15 protein-coding genes are annotated in these 17,194 nt (G+C 65.0%); 6 read left to right on the forward strand and 9 right to left on the reverse strand.

Annotation, left to right across the window (positions count from 1 at the left end):
- Positions 1 to 82 precede the first annotated feature (82 nt).
- From HV675_RS07150 to HV675_RS07175, 6 genes are all read right to left on the reverse strand, one after another.
- Positions 83 to 1,267 carry a thiolase family protein gene (locus HV675_RS07150; protein WP_175110179.1) on the reverse strand — a complete coding sequence of 395 codons (1,185 nt, stop codon included), beginning with the start codon at positions 1,265 to 1,267 and terminating at the stop codon, positions 83 to 85.
- Between the two features lie 146 nt (positions 1,268 to 1,413).
- Positions 1,414 to 2,943, reverse strand: coding sequence for an efflux transporter outer membrane subunit (locus HV675_RS07155; RefSeq protein WP_175110180.1), 1,530 nt, complete (start codon positions 2,941 to 2,943; stop codon positions 1,414 to 1,416).
- Positions 2,944 to 2,953: 10 nt separating this feature from the next.
- On the reverse strand, positions 2,954 to 4,537 hold the full coding sequence (locus HV675_RS07160; RefSeq protein WP_175110181.1) for a DHA2 family efflux MFS transporter permease subunit: 1,584 nt from the start codon (positions 4,535 to 4,537) through the stop codon (positions 2,954 to 2,956).
- Between the two features lie 48 nt (positions 4,538 to 4,585).
- Entirely contained in the window at positions 4,586 to 5,680 is a 1,095-nt protein-coding gene (locus HV675_RS07165; RefSeq protein WP_175110182.1) for an HlyD family secretion protein, read from the reverse strand.
- 62 nt (positions 5,681 to 5,742) lie between these two features.
- Positions 5,743 to 6,192 (reverse strand): MarR family winged helix-turn-helix transcriptional regulator, encoded by a 450-nt coding sequence (locus HV675_RS07170; protein WP_175110183.1) that lies wholly within the window; start codon positions 6,190 to 6,192, stop codon positions 5,743 to 5,745.
- Positions 6,193 to 6,245: 53 nt separating this feature from the next.
- Positions 6,246 to 6,668 carry a MarR family winged helix-turn-helix transcriptional regulator gene (locus HV675_RS07175; RefSeq protein WP_175110184.1) on the reverse strand — a complete coding sequence of 141 codons (423 nt, stop codon included), beginning with the start codon at positions 6,666 to 6,668 and terminating at the stop codon, positions 6,246 to 6,248.
- A 191-nt stretch (positions 6,669 to 6,859) separates the two neighbouring features.
- Here HV675_RS07175 and HV675_RS07180 point away from each other — a divergent pair, with 191 nt between their 5' ends.
- Positions 6,860 to 7,978, forward strand: a complete 1,119-nt coding sequence (locus HV675_RS07180; RefSeq protein WP_175110185.1) for a zinc-binding metallopeptidase family protein — start codon at positions 6,860 to 6,862, stop codon at positions 7,976 to 7,978.
- Positions 7,979 to 8,114: 136 nt separating this feature from the next.
- Here HV675_RS07180 and phaP read toward each other — a convergent pair whose 3' ends face one another.
- Complete coding sequence (phaP, locus tag HV675_RS07185; RefSeq protein ID WP_175110186.1) at positions 8,115 to 8,537, reverse strand: phasin family protein; 423 nt, start codon at positions 8,535 to 8,537, stop codon at positions 8,115 to 8,117.
- Positions 8,538 to 8,828: 291 nt separating this feature from the next.
- Here phaP and HV675_RS07190 point away from each other — a divergent pair, with 291 nt between their 5' ends.
- Entirely contained in the window at positions 8,829 to 10,283 is a 1,455-nt protein-coding gene (locus HV675_RS07190) for a cytochrome P450 (RefSeq protein WP_175110187.1), read from the forward strand.
- A 50-nt stretch (positions 10,284 to 10,333) separates the two neighbouring features.
- Positions 10,334 to 11,239: a LysR family transcriptional regulator gene (locus tag HV675_RS07195; protein WP_175110188.1), complete on the forward strand. Its 906-nt coding sequence runs from the start codon at positions 10,334 to 10,336 to the stop codon at positions 11,237 to 11,239.
- 26 nt (positions 11,240 to 11,265) lie between these two features.
- On the opposite strand, the gene HV675_RS07200 is transcribed toward HV675_RS07195, so the two are convergent.
- The gene (locus tag HV675_RS07200) at positions 11,266 to 11,583 is read right to left on the reverse strand and encodes a DUF1840 domain-containing protein (RefSeq protein ID WP_175110189.1); all 318 of its coding nucleotides are present in this window, start codon (positions 11,581 to 11,583) and stop codon (positions 11,266 to 11,268) included.
- A gap of 393 nt (positions 11,584 to 11,976) precedes the next feature.
- Between HV675_RS07200 and HV675_RS07205 the strand changes: the two genes are divergently transcribed.
- The 3 genes from HV675_RS07205 to HV675_RS07215 all read left to right on the forward strand — a co-directional run bounded on the left by HV675_RS07205 (position 11,977) and on the right by HV675_RS07215 (position 15,596).
- On the forward strand, positions 11,977 to 13,158 hold the full coding sequence (locus tag HV675_RS07205; protein WP_175110190.1) for an HPP family protein: 1,182 nt from the start codon (positions 11,977 to 11,979) through the stop codon (positions 13,156 to 13,158).
- Between the two features lie 159 nt (positions 13,159 to 13,317).
- Positions 13,318 to 13,731, forward strand: coding sequence for a MarR family winged helix-turn-helix transcriptional regulator (locus HV675_RS07210; RefSeq protein WP_175110191.1), 414 nt, complete (start codon positions 13,318 to 13,320; stop codon positions 13,729 to 13,731).
- Between the two features lie 5 nt (positions 13,732 to 13,736).
- Positions 13,737 to 15,596 (forward strand): chloride channel protein, encoded by a 1,860-nt coding sequence (locus HV675_RS07215; RefSeq protein ID WP_175110192.1) that lies wholly within the window; start codon positions 13,737 to 13,739, stop codon positions 15,594 to 15,596.
- A gap of 64 nt (positions 15,597 to 15,660) precedes the next feature.
- Here HV675_RS07215 and HV675_RS07220 read toward each other — a convergent pair whose 3' ends face one another.
- Positions 15,661 to 17,112, reverse strand: a complete 1,452-nt coding sequence (locus HV675_RS07220; protein ID WP_175110193.1) for a catalase — start codon at positions 17,110 to 17,112, stop codon at positions 15,661 to 15,663.
- Positions 17,113 to 17,194: the final 82 nt, after the last annotated feature.

Below are 17,194 nucleotides of genomic sequence, written 5' to 3' on the forward strand. Positions count from 1 at the left end.
GGCATGCACAGGCCCGCGGCGTATGCCGCGAGCCGCGTCGCTTGCCGGCAGGCGTGCGCGATGGCGCGCACGCCTGCGTGCGTCAGAGCATTTCCAGCGCGAGCGCGATGCCCTGGCCACCGCCGATGCACAGCGTGACAATGCCGCGCTTGATGCCATCGCGACGCATCGAATGGATCAGGCGAGTGGTCAGAATCGCGCCGGTCGCACCGATCGGGTGACCGTGCGCCACCGCGCCGCCGTCGACATTCACCACGTCTTCAGCGAGGCCCAGTTGCTGGATGATCGCAAGCGGCACCGCGGCAAAGGCCTCGTTGATCTCGAAGCGTTCGACATCGGCGAGCTTCCATCCGGCGCGCTCGATGGCCATGCGCACCGCCGGCACCGGCCCGAGACCGAACATGCCCGGCTCGACCGCCGCGACACCGTATGCGACGAGCCGCGCGTGCGGCTCGATGCCGTTCGCTTCCGCGTAAGCGCGCTCGGCCACCAGCATCGCCGCGGCGCCGGCGTTCAGACCCGGCGCGTTGCCGGCGGTAATCGTGCCGTCCCGCCGAAACGCCGGGCGCAGTCTGGCTAGCGTTTCGACGGTCGTATCCGGGCGCAGCTGCTCATCCTGCAGAAACTGGATGGTTTCCTTGCGGCCCTGCACCTCGACCGGCACCCGTTCCGCTTCGAATGCGCCGCGCGCTTGCGCGGCCGCGAAGCGCTGATGCGAACGCGCGGCCCAGCGGTCCTGCGCGTCGCGGGTGATGGAAAGCTGCGTCACGAGATCTTCGGTATGCCAGCCCGAATGCTCGCTCGAAAACGCGTCGAGGAGACCGTCTTGCAACGCGCTGTCGTAGATCTGCGCGTTGCCCATCCGGTAACCCCAGCGGCCTTTGTCGAGCAGATACGGCGCGCGATCCATATTCTCCATGCCGCCCGCCACGGCGAGTTCGCCGAAGCCGAGCCAGATCTCCTGCGCAGCCGATACGATGGCCTGCGCGCCCGAGCCGCACACGCGATTGACCGTCTGCGACGGCACCGACACCGGCACGCCGCCGCCGATCGCCGCCTGGCGCGCCGGGTTCATTTTGTTGCCGGCCTGCACGACATTGCCCATCACGACCGAGCCGAGCTTGCCCGCCTCGACGCCGCCGCGGCGCACCGTTTCGCGCACCACGAGCGCACCGAGTTCGGTGGCGGGCACGTCTTTCAGCGTGCCGCCGAATGCGCCGATCGCGGTTCTAACCGGGTTGCTGATCACGATATCTCGAGTAGTCATCGCTGTTCCTCACACGGAAGTCAGACACGTAAAAGCCTCGCCGCGGCGAGGCGCCTTGATTCGTGCGGCGGCTCGCCTCGCGAGAAGCGAGGCTGGCGTCGCATCGCTCAGTTGACACGCTCAGTTGACACGCCCAGTCAACACGATCAGTTGACGGCGACGGCAGCCGCGGAAGGCTGCGCCGGCGGCGTCACAGAAGCCGGCTGGGCCGCCGGTGTCGCCGCTTGCTTCACATCGGCCGGCTGGCTCGCATTCGCAGCCGACGCGTCCGCCGCCGTCGCATCCCAGCCGCCGCCAAGCGAGCGGTAGAGCGCGACCGCCGCCTGCGCGTGCGAGCGTTTCGCTTCGTTCAGCGCTTCGGCATCGATCAGATACGCCTGCTGCGCATCGAGCACGTCGAGGAAGCTCGACGCGCCGCCCTTGTACAGCTGCGTCGACAGCTTCAGCGCCTTGTCGGAAGCGCCTAGCGCCCCACCCAGCCGCTCCACCTGGGTCGCACCGCTCACCAGGTCGCTGCGCGTATCCTCGATCTCCTTCAGTGCGTTGAGCATCGTCTGGTCCAGCGCAAGCTGCGATTCGCGCATGCGGCTCTCGCTCGCGTCGATATTCGCGGTGATGCGGCCGGCGTTGAAGATCGGGCTGGTCGCGCTCAGCGCGGCGCTGAACAGGTTGTCGGTCAGCGTCGGGGTGCCCACCCACGACGCGGCAAGCAGCCCGTCGCTCAGATTGAGCTCGAACTTCGGATAGCGCTCCGCACGCGACACCCCCACCTCCGCGGCACGCTGCTCGACTTTCGCGTACGCGTTGCGCACGTCCGGGCGGCGCAGCAGCGCGTCGGACGGCAGCGTCACGGGCACCCCCTGCGAGGGCGCCGGAATCGGGCGCGCATCGGTCAGCACGAGCTGGCTGACGCTCTCCGGCGTGCGCCCCGAAAACACCGCGATCAGGCTCAACTGATGCTGGATCTCCGACTGCACGCGCGGCATGCGCGCCTGCAGGTCCTGCAACTGGTTCTGCGCGCGCGCGACGTCGAGCTGCGTCGACAGGCCGTAGCGCAGCCGGTCCTGAGTCAGTTTCAGCGCGCGGCTGCGGATCTGTTCGTTATCGCTGAGGATCTGCCATTCGGATTGCGCCCAGCGCAGGTTGATATAGGCGGCCGCGGTATTGGCCGCCAGCGCGAGGCGCAGTTCGTTGAGCGCGGACTGGCGGCCCGACACCTGGGCCTGCGCGGCGAGCACCGCCAGCCGCTCGCCGCCGAACACATCCGGCTCCCAGCTGGCGGCAAGGCCCGCGCCGGCCGCGTCGACGTAGCCGAGCGGCGGCGGCAGGATCTGCCGCGTATGGGCGAGGTTCGCAGTGGCGTCGAGCTCGGGCAGCAGCGCCGAGTGGCGCACTTTCACGTCGTCCTGAGCCTGCTTCACACGCTCGACGGCCGCTTTCACGTCGAGGTTGCCGTTCAGCACCGACTGCACGAGTTCGTGCATCGCCGGATCGCCGAACTGCGTCCACCAGGTATTCGCGTCGATTGCGTCCTGCGGGGCGTCGACGCTCCATGCGGGCGGCGCGATGGTTTTGACGGTCTGCGGTAAATCGTTGTGCGTCGCGGGTTGCACCGCGCAAGCCGCGAGCGTCAGCACAGCTGCGGCGGCCAGCACTTTCAGAAGAATCGGTTTCATGTCGGTTCCTTCAATGAGCGTCGGGCGGCGGCGCGCCATTCACGCTGAACGGCTTTGAAAACAGCATCGCGAGCAGCGCCACGCCAAAGCACAGCGCCACCGCAAGAAACGTATCGGCGAAAGTCAGCGTCAGCGCCTCGCGCATCAGCAATTGATGCAGCACCACGACGCTGCCTTGCACACCGTTGACGACATCGCCGCCCGCCGCGGTCAGTTGAGCGGCGCCGCCGCGCAGGAACGACTCGACGATCGGCCGGCCCGCCGTCACGTGCGAGTCGAGCCGTTCGTAGTGGAGGTTCAGCCGGTCGTTCAGCATCGTGCTGACCACCGCGATACCGATCGCGCCGCCCAGGTTGCGCATCAGATTGAACAGGCCGCTTGCCGACTTGAGCCGGGATTGCGGCAGCGAGCCGAGCGCCATCGTGACAATCGGCGCGATACAGAACTGCTGACCGAAGCCGCGCAGCGCCTGCGGAACCAGCAGTTCGCGCCAGCCCCAATCGTGCGTGATCGGCACATACAGATAGCAGCCGAGGCCGAACAGGATCAGACCGAACACGAGCAATATGCGCAGATTGATAAAACGCGCTGCCGTCGAATACATCACCAGTCCGATCAGCTGAAAAACGCCGACCGACAGCAGCGCGAGGCCGATTTGCAGCGAATCGAAGCCACGCACGCGCGCGAGGAACACGGGCGTCAGATACACCATGCAGAAGATGCCGATGCCCGTCACGAACGACAGCAGGCTGCCGATACCGAAGTTGCGCAACGCCAGCGCTTTCAGATCGACGATCGGCTCTTTCGCGGTGAACGCATGCACGAGGAACAGGAAGCCTGAAATCGCGGCAATCCATGCACACGCGAGAATCGCGTCGTCGCCGAACCAGTTCTTGCGCGGCCCTTCCTCGAGCACGTATTCGAGGCAGCCGAGAAAACCGCACATCAGCACGATGCCGAGATAGTCGCCGCGCTTGAGCAACGACACGTCGGCACGGTCGACGTGCACGAACTTCGGCACGAGCACCGTGACCAGCACGCCCGGCGCGAGATTCAGATAGAACAGCCAATGCCACGACCATTGATCGGTCACCCAGCCGCCGATCACCGGGCCGATGGTCGGTGCGATCGTCGCAAGCGTGCCGATCGTGGTGGATGCAATCAGTCGCTGACTGCCCGGAAACATCATGAATGCGGTCGTGAAGACGGTCGGGATCATCGCCGCGCCGAGCGCGCCTTGCAGCGCGCGAAAGATGATCATCGAATTGATGTCCCATGCGAGGCCGCACAGCATGCTCGTCACCGTGAAGCCGAAGGCCGATGCGGTGAACAGCCAGCGCGTCGAGAACACGCGCGTGAGCCAGCCGGACATCGGAATGACCAGAATCTCGGCAATCAGATACGCGGTTTGCACCCAGGACAATTCGTCCTGGCTCGCGGACAGTCCGCCGCCGATGTCTCTCAGCGACGACGCGACGATCTGGATATCGAGGGTCGCCATAAAAAAGCCGACGCACATCAGCGTGAACGCGAACACCTTCTCGCGAGTCGGCAGATTCATCGGGTCGATCGGCGCTTGCGCGGGGTGGGTCATGGTGAGCAGTCTCCGGGGGCGTGCGATGCGAAGTCGTCGACGGTTCGATCAGGCGCCAGAGCGCTGTTTGTCCAGATGCACTTTCACCGTCGCCGAAAGTCCCGGCCGCAGCACGTGCATCCCGTTCTTCGGCACGTCGAGCACCACCCGCACCGGCACGCGCTGCACGATCTTCGTGAAGTTGCCGGTCGCGTTCTCCGCCGGCAGGATGCTGAAGGTGGCGCCGGTCGCCGGGGCGAGACTCTGCACCACGCCGGTGAGCGGCGCGCTCGATGCGTCGAGCTGCACGTCGACGCGGTCGCCCGCCTGCATCTGTTTGAGCTGGTCTTCCTTGAAGTTCGCATCGACCCACAGGCCATGCGCCGGCACCACGGTCAGCAGCGACACGCCGACGTTCGCGAGCATGCCCACCCGCGCGGTGCGATTGCCGACATAGCCGTCGACCGGCGCGCGGATCGTCGTGTATTCGACGTTCAGTTGCGCGACCCGCTGCGCAGCCTGCGCGGTCGCCACGCGCGCCTGCGCATCGGCGATCTGCGCATCGAACACGGTGAGCTGACGCTGCGCGGCGGTGAGCGCCGCGCTGCTGCTGTCGAGCGCGGCGCGCGCCTTCTGCAGGTCGGCATCCGCGCGCTCGACCACCTGGTCGGACACGGCCTCGTCTTTCACCAGTTCGCGGTAGCGGTACTGGTCGGCGGCGCTGCGCGTGAGCTCCGCGCCCGACGCATGCACGCCGGCCGAGCGTTCGTTGATCACCGCCAGTTGCAGCGAGCGCCTCGCCTCGAGCTCGGTGACAGCCGCCTGCGCGCCCAGCACGTCGGCATTGGCCTGCGCGAGGCGCGCATCGTAGTCGCGCGAGTCGATACGGATCAGCAACTGGCCCGCATGCACATACTGGTTGTCCTGCACCGCCACGTCGGTGACGAAGCCGCTCACGCGCGGCGCCATCACGGTGACGTCGCCGCCGACATACGCATCGTCGGTGGTTTCGATGAAGCGGCCGACGAAGTACCAGTACGACCCGGCGCCGGCCACCGTCACCACGACGCAAAGTACCGCCAGCCACATCCATGGAATGCGGCGCGTCTTTTGCGCGGTACCGGCTACGGTCGGCGGCGCAACTGTCGATGGAGTTGAGCTCATGATTTTGTGTGCGTATGCACTTTAAATAGTTGAAAAAATGCGCCGTGGGGCGCCATCCCTGGTTAATTCCGCTTCTTCGTCAAAGCGAACAGTTCCTGCCTCAGCGCTTCAGCGCGCTCTTTGCCAAAGCGCTGCTCGAATTCATCCTGCGCCGCGTACCAGTGGTCCGATGCCGTCTCCAGCCTCGCGAGACCCGCCGGCGTCAAATGCATCTTCAACGCGCGATGGTCCATCTCCGACACGTCGCCGCGCACCAACCCATCGCGCTGCAGCGGCTGGATCGCCCGGACCAGCGTCGTGCGCTCCATCACCATCCCGTCGGCCAGTTCCTTCATCGTGATGCCGGGCTTGCGCCGGATCCGGTTCATGATCGAATACTGCGTGATCTTCAGACCCGCCTTGCCGAGATGGCGGTCGTACAACTGCGACACATAGCGCGCGGCCTGGCGGATCGCGAAGCAATCGTCATCAGGAGGCAATTGCCCGGGCATCGGATTTTCATCTAAGTGCATATACACAAACACCGTGTCATGGAATCGAAAACCGGGCTCGCCCGGCCGGAAAATCAAGCAGTGAGATTGAACAGTTCGCTGCGCAACGCCTTTGCGCGAGCCCGGCCGAACTTCGATTCGAATTCGTCCTGCGCGTCGCGCCATGCGACGGCCGCCTGCTCGAAAAGACGCTTGCCCGCATCGGACAAGTTGAACAGATAGGTGCGCCCATCGTGCTCGGATGGCTCGCTGACCACCAGCCCGTCACGCTGCAGCGGCTTCAATGCGCGGACCAGCGTGGTACGCTCCATCACCATCAGATCGGCGAGGTCGACCATGGTCAGGTCCGGCTTGCGCGCAAGCTTCGCCATGATGGTGAACTGCGCCGCCGTCAGGCCGACCCGGCTCAGATGCCGTTCGTAGACCTGCGTCACATAACGCGCTGCCTGGCGCAGCGCGAAGCAGTTGCAGTCGTCATGGGCGATTGGCTTGTTCATGTCCGGAAGTGTATATGTGCGTACGCACACTGTCAATGTCGTTCGCGGAAAAATGTCCGGCGGGCGTCCTTCATCGAAGCTGACGGGACGATTACAACGCCGCCCGTCCTCCCCGTCCCGATACGGGCGCGAACCTTGCGGCCCATCAGCACGGGCCGTATCCTGCGGACGGTAAACTCACGGCAGACGCGATGAAACCCTTTCACTGCAATCGGTGCGGCCAACGTGTGTTCTTCGAGAACATCCGTTGCGAGCGCTGCGGCGCAAGGCTCGGCTTCGTGCCGGAGTTGCGCGAAATCAGCTCGTTCGAAGAAGCGGACGGCGGTTTGTGGCGCAGTCTGCACCCGGACACGGCCGGCCGGATGTACCGGCCATGCCATAACTACGCGGTCGAAAACGTCTGCAACTGGATGCTGCCGGCCGACGACCCGGCGCCGCTGTGCCGCTCGTGCCGGCTGACGCACACCATTCCCAACCTGAACGTGCCGGACAACCGCTATTACTGGTACCGGCTTGAAGTCGCGAAACGGCGGCTTTTGTATACGCTCGTCCAACTGGGCCTCGGCTTCGCATCGCGCGCGTCCGACCCGCAGCACGGGCTCGAATTCGAGTTTCTCGAAGACCCCGTCAACGGCGAGCGGATCATCACCGGGCACCTGAACGGCCGCATCACGCTGAACATCGCCGAAGCGGACGACGCCGAACGCGAACGGATGCGCACCGCGATGGGCGAGCCGTCCCGGACGCTGCTCGGGCACTTCCGCCACGAGTCCGGCCACTACTATTTCGAGCAGTTGATCGCGGGCACACAATGGCTCGCGCCCTTTCGCCAATGCTTCGGCGACGAGCGGGCCGGCTATGCGGCGGCGCTCGACACGTACTATCGGTACGGCGCGCCCGCCGACTGGCCGCAGCGGTACATCAGCGCCTACGCAACGATGCACCCGTGGGAAGACTGGTCGGAGACCTGGGCGCACTACCTGCTGATCGTCGACGTGCTCGACACGGCGACGTCCTATGGTCTTGCGCTGCTGCCGGGCGGCCCGCACGATCTCACGCTGACCGACCAGACTCCGGTCGCACAGGCGAGCTTCGATAATCTGATGCAGCGCTGGTTTCCGCTGACGTATGTCCTCAATGGACTGAACCGCAGCCTCGGCATGGCCGACGGGTATCCGTTCGCGGTGGCGCCGCCGGTGGTCGACAAGCTGCGTTTCGTGCATCGGGTGATCGCCGCCGCCGCGGCGGCACGTCAGACCGGCGCAAGCCCGCACACGGGCATCGCAGATACCGGCGACGCGGCACACTAAACGGTCGCGGCGCGACGGGGAGCGGGGTGCGAATAAGCGCCGCCGCCGAACGAATGCGCCGCGCTCGCATCAACGCAGACCGCGCATAGCAGCACCGCCGCGCGTACCCGCCCGCTTCACTCGCCGAACGCCCCGCTTACGTCTTCTTCTGCAGCAGCGCCTTCAACTCCTGCACGTTCTCCTCCACCCGCTTCGCGATCACCGCATACGAATCGGCCTGCGACCGGTACGCGGCCTGCGCGAGCTGCTGCATGTCGGCAAGCGCCTTATGCAGCGTCTGCTGAACGAGTTCGGCGGTTTGCGCGGACGGCACGCCGCCGCCAGCCGCGTGCTTTGCCGCGAGCGACTGCAATTCGCCAAGCGTCGAACGCAACATGTCGGCCTGCTGTTGCGCAAGCGACTGCATGCCCTGCAGCGCGGTCTGATTCGCGGCGATCAGCGCTTCGACGTCCTTGCGCCGTGCTTCCATCACCGCCGGGACATCGAAACCGGGTAATTTGAACTGCTCCAGCATCTTGTTGAATTCGGCAAACGGATTGGCTGCGTCTTTGGGTTCCATGCTCGATTCTCCGGAAACGATGCGTCGAAAACAGTGGGACGCACGGCTAGCCGCGGCGCGACCGGCTATCCGCACGTGAACGGATCATGCACGTTCTGTTCCCGATATGCCAGCGTTTGCCGGTATCCTCGCACGCGGCGCACGCCTCGCATCGCGCAAAGACTTGCCAACCGCATACAATGGCGCCGAAGTATTGATCCGAGCAGAATTTCGCATACGCGGGCTGGCTATAACGAACCCGCGATTCACGGCGCGTTTGGGAAACGCCTCGCGCTCCACCGGAGACCATCCATGAGCAGCACCGCAAGCGGCAACACGAATCAGACCGACGGCGCACGGGTGCGCCAACTCAGCGATCTGCCGTCGCCGAAAGGCGCGATGCCGTTAATCGGCAACCTGCATCAACTCTCGCTGCGCACGTTTCACACGGATCTCGAACGCTGGGGCCGCGAACTGGGCACGCCATACGTGTTCCGCATGTTCGGCAAGCAGATCGTCGTGCTCGGCGACACGAACCACGTGCAAAGCATCTCGCGCGAGCGTCCACACCGCTATCGCCGCTTCAAACCGGTCGAAGCGGTCCTCACCGAGTTCGGCGCGAACGGCCTCTTCTCGGCGGAAGGCGCGGCGTGGGAACCGCAGCGCCGGCTCGTCATGCAAGCGTTGTCGATCCCGCAAATCCGCGCGGTCTACCCGACGCTCGCCGAGATCACCGGCCGGCTGCACCAGCGCTGGCTGCGCGCGGCGCGCGAGCAGCGTACGGTCGACATGGTCGAAGAGATGAAGCGCTACTCGGTCGACGTGACGAGCGCGCTCGCGTTCGGCGAAGACCCGCGCACGCTCGAGCGCGACGGCAACGTGATCCAGGAGCACCTGAAGCTGGTCATGCCGATGCTGATGTCGCGCACCCAGGCGCCGTTTCCATACTGGCACTACGTGAAGCTGCCGCAAGACCGGCGGCTCGACCGCGCGCTCGTCGAAATTCACCGCTATGTGCGGCAAATGATGGAGCGTGCGCGCGAACGCATGCGCGACGAGCCGGCGGAGACGCCGCGCAATCTGATCGAAGCGATGCTCGCGATGCGCGATCAGCCCGCTTCCGGCATCACCGACGATCAGGTCGCCGCCAATGTACTGACGATGCTGCTGGCCGGCGAAGACACCACCGCCAATTCGCTCGCGTGGTCGACGCTGTTTATCGCCACCGAGCAGCCGTTGCAGGCGCGACTGCTGAATGTGGCGCGCGCGGTGCTCGGCGACGCGCCGGTGTGCACCGACTATGCGAAGCTCAAGGAGCTCGACCTGTTCGAAGCGGTCAGCACCGAAGCGGGCCGCTTCAAGCCGGTGGCCGCGCTCAGCTCGTACGAACCGCTCGAGGATGTGATGATGGGCGACGTGCGGGTGCCGGCCGGCACCTTCATGTTCTTTCTGAATCGTCCGCCGATGCACGACCCGAACAATTTCGTGAACCCCGAACGCTTCGACCCGGACCGCTGGCTGCAGGCACGCGACCCGGCGCGCGGCGCACACGAACCGCGCGCCTACCTGCAATTCGGCGCGGGACCGCGCGTGTGCCCGGGGCGGCATCTGGCCGGCGTCGAAATGCGCGCTGCGCTGTCGATGCTGGTCGCGAACTTCGAGGTGACGCTCGCCGTCGACCCGTCGGAAGTCGAGGAAATCAACGACTTCATCATGAAGCCGAGCAGCATGCCGATCAATCTGAAGATCCGCTCCGACGCGGCATGACCGATACGGCGGACACAACAGCACGTCACTGAAATTACGGACACCACGGCATGGACCGACTGCAGGCAATGACCGCCTTCGTCACGGTCGCCGAGACCGGCGGCTTTTCGGCGGCCGCACGCAAGCTCAACGTGTCGCCGTCGGTGGTGAGCCGCATCGTCACCGAACTCGAGGAACATCTCGGCGCGCGCCTGCTCACGCGCACCACGCGCATCGTGCGCCTGACCGACACCGGCGCGTCCTACTTCGAGAACTGCCGGCGCATTCTCGGCGAAATCGATGAAGCGGAGCAATCGGCCACCGGCGAACACACCGCGCCGCGCGGCGTGATGACGATCACCGCGCCGGTGCTGTTCGGCGCCGCGTATGTGACGCCGATCGTCGTCGAGTATCTGACGCGCTATCCGGAAGTCGATGTGAACTGCTGGTTTCTCGACCGTGTCGTCAATCTCGTCGACGAGGGCATCGACGTCGCGGTGCGCATCGGCGAGCTGCCGAACTCGTCGCTGCAGGCCATTCGCGTCGGCTCGGTGCGGCGTGTCGTATGCGCGTCGCCGGCGTATCTCGAACGCCGCGGCACACCGCTCGTGCCCGACGACCTCGATGCGCACACGATCGTCTCGACGCATGCCGCGTCGACGGCGCCGGAGTGGCGCTTCAACGTCGAGCGCCGCCCGTACACGCTGCGCGTGCAGCCGCGCATGACCAGCACGACTAACGATGCGGCAATCGCCGCGGCCGCCGCCGGTTTCGGCATCGTGCGGCCGCTCTCGTACCAGGTCGCGAGCCATCTGCGCGCCGGCACACTGCAAGTGCTGCTCGAGCAGTACGAACTGGCGCCGCTGCCGATTCACGTCGTGCATCGCGAAGGACGTCATGCCACGCAAAAAGTACGCGCGTTTCTCGACCTTGCGATCGAGCGGCTGCGCGCGGACCCGGCGCTGAACCGGACCTGACGCGCCCGCTTCCCGCTTTGAGGGTGCTACAACCCCCAGCTGATATCGGCGTCCTGACGGTACGCTTCGCGCATCATGTCGAGAAACGGCCAGGCGCGCTGCGCAAGCCCGCCGCCCGCGTCCTCGTTGCGATCGCGCGCGTCATGCAGCGCTTCCAGCGCGGCTTCCGCCTTGTCGTCATCTGAAATCGCCGTTTCGAGGCGGCTGATCGCGCCGGGCAATTCATCATGTGGAATGACGCCGCGCGTATCGAGCCGTTTGCCGACCAGACCCAGCAGATATTGAGCGAGATCCCTCAACATCACCACGTCGGGCGTGGCGCGGGATTGAAATGTGATCATCACGATGCCTCCTTCCCTGAGCGTCGAGGCGCCTGTAAATGACGCCCTCCGCTCTGGCTCCCGGATGTCCATCCGGAATGTCCCTCTTTCATTTTATGTCATGCCGTGACCCGTTTCAGCGAGCCGGGCATGCTGTCTTTGTGCTGCAAGGCCTTGACGGATGGCTTTTTCAATCACCCCGGGTTTCCACGAGATTTTCAATTTATATCACATTGAAATATAATTATGAGCCGTGTTCGACCCATCTCGAACGTCGTTCTCTATAACATCGCGGAGGAGGCCCGGCTCTGAATCTGGCTGGCAGCACCGTTGTTTGCTCGCTGTTCGCCCGTTGCTTGCCTCGCTATTCACCGAGTCCGGCGCTTTCGCCCTTCACTCTTTCCATATCCGCTCATCGTGACCCGCACCAACGTGATTCGCTGGCTCGGCAGCTTTGTGCCCGGCCCCGTTCTTCTCAAGTGGCCCGAGCGGCTGCGCTCGGCGGCCGGCGCGTTCGTCGGTCTCGCACTGACCGCCACGCTGATGCAGGTGGTGTTCGGTTCCAACGCGGCGTTTCCCATGCTGATCGCGCCGATGGGCGCGTCTGCGGTACTGCTGTTCGCCGTGCCCGCGAGCCCGCTTGCGCAACCCTGGTCGCTGATCGGCGGCAATCTGGTGTCGGCCACGGTCGGCGTCACGTGCGCGGCGCTGATTCCGGATCCGGTCATCGCCTGCGCACTGGCGGTCGCCAGCGCGATTGCCGCGATGTTCACGTTCCGCTGCGTGCACCCGCCATCCGGCGCGGTTGCGCTGACTGCCGTGCTCGGCGGCCCCGCCATTCACGCACTCGGTTTCCGCTTCGTGCTCGAACCGGTGTTCGTGCAGTCGTTCATGCTGTTCGGCTCCGCGCTGTTTTACCACGCGATTACCGGACACCGTTATCCGCATGTCGCGCTGGTCTCGCGCGAAACGGCGAGCGCCGATCCGGCCACGCATCATCCGTCGCTGCGCGCGGACCTCGAAGCGGTACTGCGCCGTCGCAGCGAACTGCTCGACGTAAGCTCCGACGACCTCGAAACGCTATTGCGTGAAACCGAAATGCAAGCCTATGCGCGCAACTTCGGTGAACTCACGTGCCGCGACGTCATGTCGAATCCGGTCATCACCGTCACCGAGGGTACGACGGCCGGCACCGCGTCGTATCTGCTGAACCAGCATCGCATCAAGGCGTTGCCGGTGATTACCGAAGACCGGCGCGTGATCGGCATCCTGACGCGTGCGAACCTCGCCGGCAGCACGTCGGACCGCGCACCGCGCTTTATCCGACGGTGGTCGCGGCGCTGGTTCGCACGTCGCACGGGCCTCGGCATCGCGCGGCCCGTGCGCCGGACCAGCGTCAAGGCGCTGATGACCTCCGAGGTCCACACGGTTTCCGTCAACACGCCGATCGTCGAACTCGTGCCGTTGTTCGCGACCCATGGGCACCACCATATTCCGGTGCTCGATGCGCATCGGCGCCTCGCCGGCATCATCACGCAAGCCGATCTGATCTCCGGGCTGTATCGCCGCACGCGTGCGCCCGATTACCGGGCCGCCTGAGCGGCTCGCAAAAAACGCACGAAACAGCGGCGATAGCGAATGGCCGTCACGACGGTCAGCGCATCGTCGCCAGCCGGGCCCGTTCCGTGCCGGCCATCTCGTCATTTTTTATATCACCTCGTGATATATTAACGGTTTCCTTCTGTTCGACACGCCCGCATGAAAACCCTCGCACGTGAGTTGACCAAGACCGACTTCGAGCAGCTATCGGAATTCCGCTACCAGATGCGGCGTTTCGAACGTTTCTCCGAACAGGCCGCGCAAGGCGAAGGCATCACGCCGCTGCAATACCTGTTGCTGCTGCATGTCAAAGGCTATCCGGACCGCGCATGGGCGACCATCGGCGAGCTGGCGGAGCGCCTGCAGGCCCAGCATCACGGCGTGGTCGCTCTGGTATCGCGCTGCGAAGCGCTCGGGCTTGTCGAGCGCCGCGTCAGCGAGTCCGATCGACGGCAAGTTGAAGTGCACCTGCTCAAAGCCGGCGAGCGCGTACTCGCGCGCCTTGCCGAACTGCATCGCGCCGAGCTGAAATCGCTCAAGGGCGCGTTCACGATTCCGCAAATCGATCTGTAAACATCATGAGTCTCGACGCCCACAAGCGCGATTTTTCCAGCAACGCCCGTCTGCCCGGCATTTCCGCGCTTGCCGTGGTGATCGGCGCGCTCAGCACGCTAGCCGCATTCGTATTGCTGAGCCTGATCCACCTGTTCACAAACCTGTTCTTCTACGGCAGCTTTTCCTTTGCCGACCATTCGCCCGCGCTCAACACGCTCGGCGCGTGGGTCGTGCTCATTCCGGTCGCGGGCGGCCTGATCGTCGGCATGATGGCGCGCTACGGCTCGGAGAAAATTCGCGGCCACGGTATTCCCGAGGCAATCGAGGCCATCCTGTTCGGCAAAAGCCGCATGTCGCCGAAAGTCGCGCTGTTGAAGCCGCTGTCGTCGGGCATCGTGATCGGCAGCGGCGGTCCATTCGGCGCGGAAGGTCCGATCATCATGACGGGCGGCGCGCTCGGCTCGCTGCTCGCGCAATGCTTCAAGGTCACCGCGGCCGAACGCAAGACGCTGCTCGTCGCCGGCGCGGCGGCCGGCATGACCGCGGTGTTCGGTACGCCGGTGGCCGCCGTGCTGCTCGCGGTCGAACTGCTGCTGTTCGAATGGCGTCCGCGCAGCTTTTTGCCGGTCGCACTCGCATGCGCGGTGGCCGGCTTCGCACGCGCGCTGTTCTTCGGCACCGGGCCGCTGTTTCCACTGCAGACCGCGGAGCCGAGCGCCATCTCGCTCATCTCCTGCGTGGTCGCGGGGCTGTTGTCGGGCGTGCTCGCGTCGGGACTGTCCACGGCACTCTACAAGGTCGAAGACCTGTTCGCGCGGCTGCCGCTGCACTGGATGTGGTGGCCAGCGCTCGGCGGCCTCGTCGTCGGTATCGGCGGGTTTGTCGAACCGCGCGCGCTCGGCGTCGGCTACGACGTGATCGGCGATCTGCTGCATCAGAACATCGCGTTGCAGCTCGCGGTCGCATTGCTGATCGTCAAAGCGGTGATGTGGGTCATCGCGCTGGGCTCGGGCACATCGGGCGGCGTGCTTGCGCCGCTTTTGATGCTTGGCGCGGGCCTCGGCACCGTGCTTAGCCATGTGCTGCCCGGCAACGAGCCGGCGCTATGGCCGCTCGTATGCATGGCGGCCACGCTCGGCGCGACGCTCGGCGCACCGCTTACCGCCATCGTGTTCGCGTTCGGCCTCACGCACGACGCCAACGCGCTGCTGCCGCTGCTGGCGGCCACGCTCGTCGCGCATGGTTTCTCGACCGTCGTGATGAAGCGCTCGATCATGACCGAAAAGATCGCGCGGCGCGGCTATCACATCTACCGCGAGTACGGCATCGACCCGCTCGAGCGTCATTACGTGGATGAAGTGATGTCGCGCACCGTCGAAGCCATCGATGCAAATGTGACGGTGCGCGATGCGCTCGACACCTACTTCGGCGCCCGGCAGAAACGGCGTGCGTACCCGGTGATCCGCAACGAAGCGGTGCTCGGCGTGATCGACCGCGCCGCGCTGGAACGGGTTCGCGAGACCGCGGCCAACGCCACGGCGAACACCTCTGCAGCCCATGACGCGCCCCGCGACATCGTCGCCGATCCGCTCGACATGCGTATCGGCGACCTGCTGCTGGACACGCCGGTCGTCGCGCTGCAGCACGAAACCTGCCGCCTGATCGCAACACGCCTCGCGGTGCACGGGCTCGAACGTCTGCCGGTGGTCGCCGATCGCAAGTCGTTGCGCCTGACCGGCATCGTATCGCGCAGCGATCTGATCAAGCCATCGCTCGGATACTTCGAAGAAGAGCACAAGCGAGAACGCTTCCGCTATATCGGCTTCGGGCCGAACACCGCCAGGCGTCCGGTCGCGGCCATGCAAAAAGACACGCACAACTGATCCAGGCAAGTCCGCTAGCACAGTCAACTCGTGCTAGCGGACTTCAGCGTTCCCGCAGTCGCGTTCAGCCCGCCTTCCTGCCCGCTTCAATTGCCGACAGCGCCTTCGTGACACCCGCGCCGTAGGCCGGATCCGCCTTCGTGCAATGCTCGACGTGCAGGCTCTGCACCGCCTTTGTCGTGCCCTGCAATGCGCGCGCCGTATTGTCGAACAGCACCTGCTGCTGCGCCGGCGTCATCTTGCGGAACAGCGCGCCGGGCTGCGAGAAGTAGTCGTCGTCGACGCGATGGTTCCAGTGATCGGCCGCACCCTCGATCGACAGCGGCGGCTCGCGGAAGTCCGGCTGCTCCTGCCATTCGCCGACCGTATTCGGCTCATATGAAGCGGTGCCGCCCTTGTTGCCGTCCACGCGCATCGTGCCGTCGCGGTGATAGCTGTGCACCGGCGACTGCGGCGAATTGACCGGAATCAGATAGTAGTTCGCCCCCAGCCGGTAACGCTGTGCATCCGCGTACGAGAAGAGACGCCCCTGCAGCATGCGGTCCGGCGAAAAGCTGATGCCCGGCACAACGCTCGACGGCGCAAAGGCGGCCTGCTCCGTTTCCGCGAAAAAGTTCTCCGGGTTGCGGTTCAACTCCATCACACCGACTTCGATCAGCGGATAGTCCTTCTTCGGCCAGACCTTGGTCAGGTCGAACGGATTGATGTGATACGAACCGGCTTCCTTCTCCGGCATGATCTGCACATAGAGCGTCCAGCGCGGGAAATCGCGGCGCTCGATGCTCTCGTACAGGTCGCGCTGGTTGCTTTCGCGATCGGTCGCGCACACCTGCGCCGCTTCCGCGTCGGTCAGGTTCTGAATGCCCTGCTGCGTGCGGAAGTGGAACTTGACCCAGAAGCGCTCGTTCTGCGCATTGATAAAGCTGTACGTGTGGCTGCCGAAGCCGTGCATATGCCGGAAGCTCTTCGGAATGCCGCGCTCGCTCATGATGATCATCACCTGGTGGAACGCCTCGGGCAGTTGCGTCCAGAAGTCCCACTGGTTTTGCGCGCTGCGCATCCCGGTACGCGGGTCGCGCTTGATCGCATGGTTCAGGTCGGGAAACTTGAGCGGATCGCGGAAAAAGAACACCGGCGTATTGTTGCCGACCAGATCCCAGTTGCCCTCGTCCGTATAGAACTTCAGCGAGAAGCCGCGGATATCGCGCTCGGCATCCGCCGCGCCGCGTTCGCCCGCCACCGTCGAGAAGCGCGCGAACATCGGCGTCTTCTTGCCGATCTCCGAGAAAATCTTCGCGCGCGTGTACTTCGAGATGTCGTGCGTGACCGTGAACGTGCCATGAGCGCCCGCACCCTTTGCATGCATGCGCCGTTCCGGGATCACTTCGCGCGCGAAATGCGCGAGCTTCTCGATCAGCCAGACGTCCTGCAGCAGCGCCGGGCCGCGCGGGCCCGCGGTCTGCGTGTTCTGATTGTCGACGACGGGAGCGCCGAATGCGGTGGTGAGTTTGCTCATGGGGATTCCTTTGAAATGTTGACCCAAGCTGGTTCAAAAACGTCCAGTCTGCGCGCCGGCGCAATCGACGCCGGTGTCACGG

This window comes from Paraburkholderia solisilvae, from assembly GCF_902859875.1.
Lineage (GTDB): Bacteria > Pseudomonadota > Gammaproteobacteria > Burkholderiales > Burkholderiaceae > Paraburkholderia > Paraburkholderia solisilvae.

Excerpts from the sequence above, each read along its gene's own strand:
- phaP (WP_175110186.1), bottom strand. The coding sequence starts at position 8,537 with ATGGAACCCAAAGACGCAGCCAATCCGTTTGCCGAATTCAACAAGATG.
- HV675_RS07175 (WP_175110184.1), bottom strand. The coding sequence starts at position 6,668 with ATGAACAAGCCAATCGCCCATGACGACTGCAACTGCTTCGCGCTGCGC.
- HV675_RS07150 (WP_175110179.1), bottom strand. The coding sequence starts at position 1,267 with ATGACTACTCGAGATATCGTGATCAGCAACCCGGTTAGAACCGCGATC.
- HV675_RS07215 (WP_175110192.1), top strand. The coding sequence starts at position 13,737 with ATGAGTCTCGACGCCCACAAGCGCGATTTTTCCAGCAACGCCCGTCTG.
- HV675_RS07220 (WP_175110193.1), bottom strand. The coding sequence starts at position 17,112 with ATGAGCAAACTCACCACCGCATTCGGCGCTCCCGTCGTCGACAATCAG.
- HV675_RS07190 (WP_175110187.1), top strand. The coding sequence starts at position 8,829 with ATGAGCAGCACCGCAAGCGGCAACACGAATCAGACCGACGGCGCACGG.
- HV675_RS07165 (WP_175110182.1), bottom strand. The coding sequence starts at position 5,680 with ATGAGCTCAACTCCATCGACAGTTGCGCCGCCGACCGTAGCCGGTACC.
- HV675_RS07155 (WP_175110180.1), bottom strand. The coding sequence starts at position 2,943 with ATGAAACCGATTCTTCTGAAAGTGCTGGCCGCCGCAGCTGTGCTGACG.
- HV675_RS07180 (WP_175110185.1), top strand. The coding sequence starts at position 6,860 with ATGAAACCCTTTCACTGCAATCGGTGCGGCCAACGTGTGTTCTTCGAG.
- HV675_RS07210 (WP_175110191.1), top strand. The coding sequence starts at position 13,318 with ATGAAAACCCTCGCACGTGAGTTGACCAAGACCGACTTCGAGCAGCTA.
- HV675_RS07160 (WP_175110181.1), bottom strand. The coding sequence starts at position 4,537 with ATGACCCACCCCGCGCAAGCGCCGATCGACCCGATGAATCTGCCGACT.
- HV675_RS07170 (WP_175110183.1), bottom strand. The coding sequence starts at position 6,192 with ATGCACTTAGATGAAAATCCGATGCCCGGGCAATTGCCTCCTGATGAC.
- HV675_RS07195 (WP_175110188.1), top strand. The coding sequence starts at position 10,334 with ATGGACCGACTGCAGGCAATGACCGCCTTCGTCACGGTCGCCGAGACC.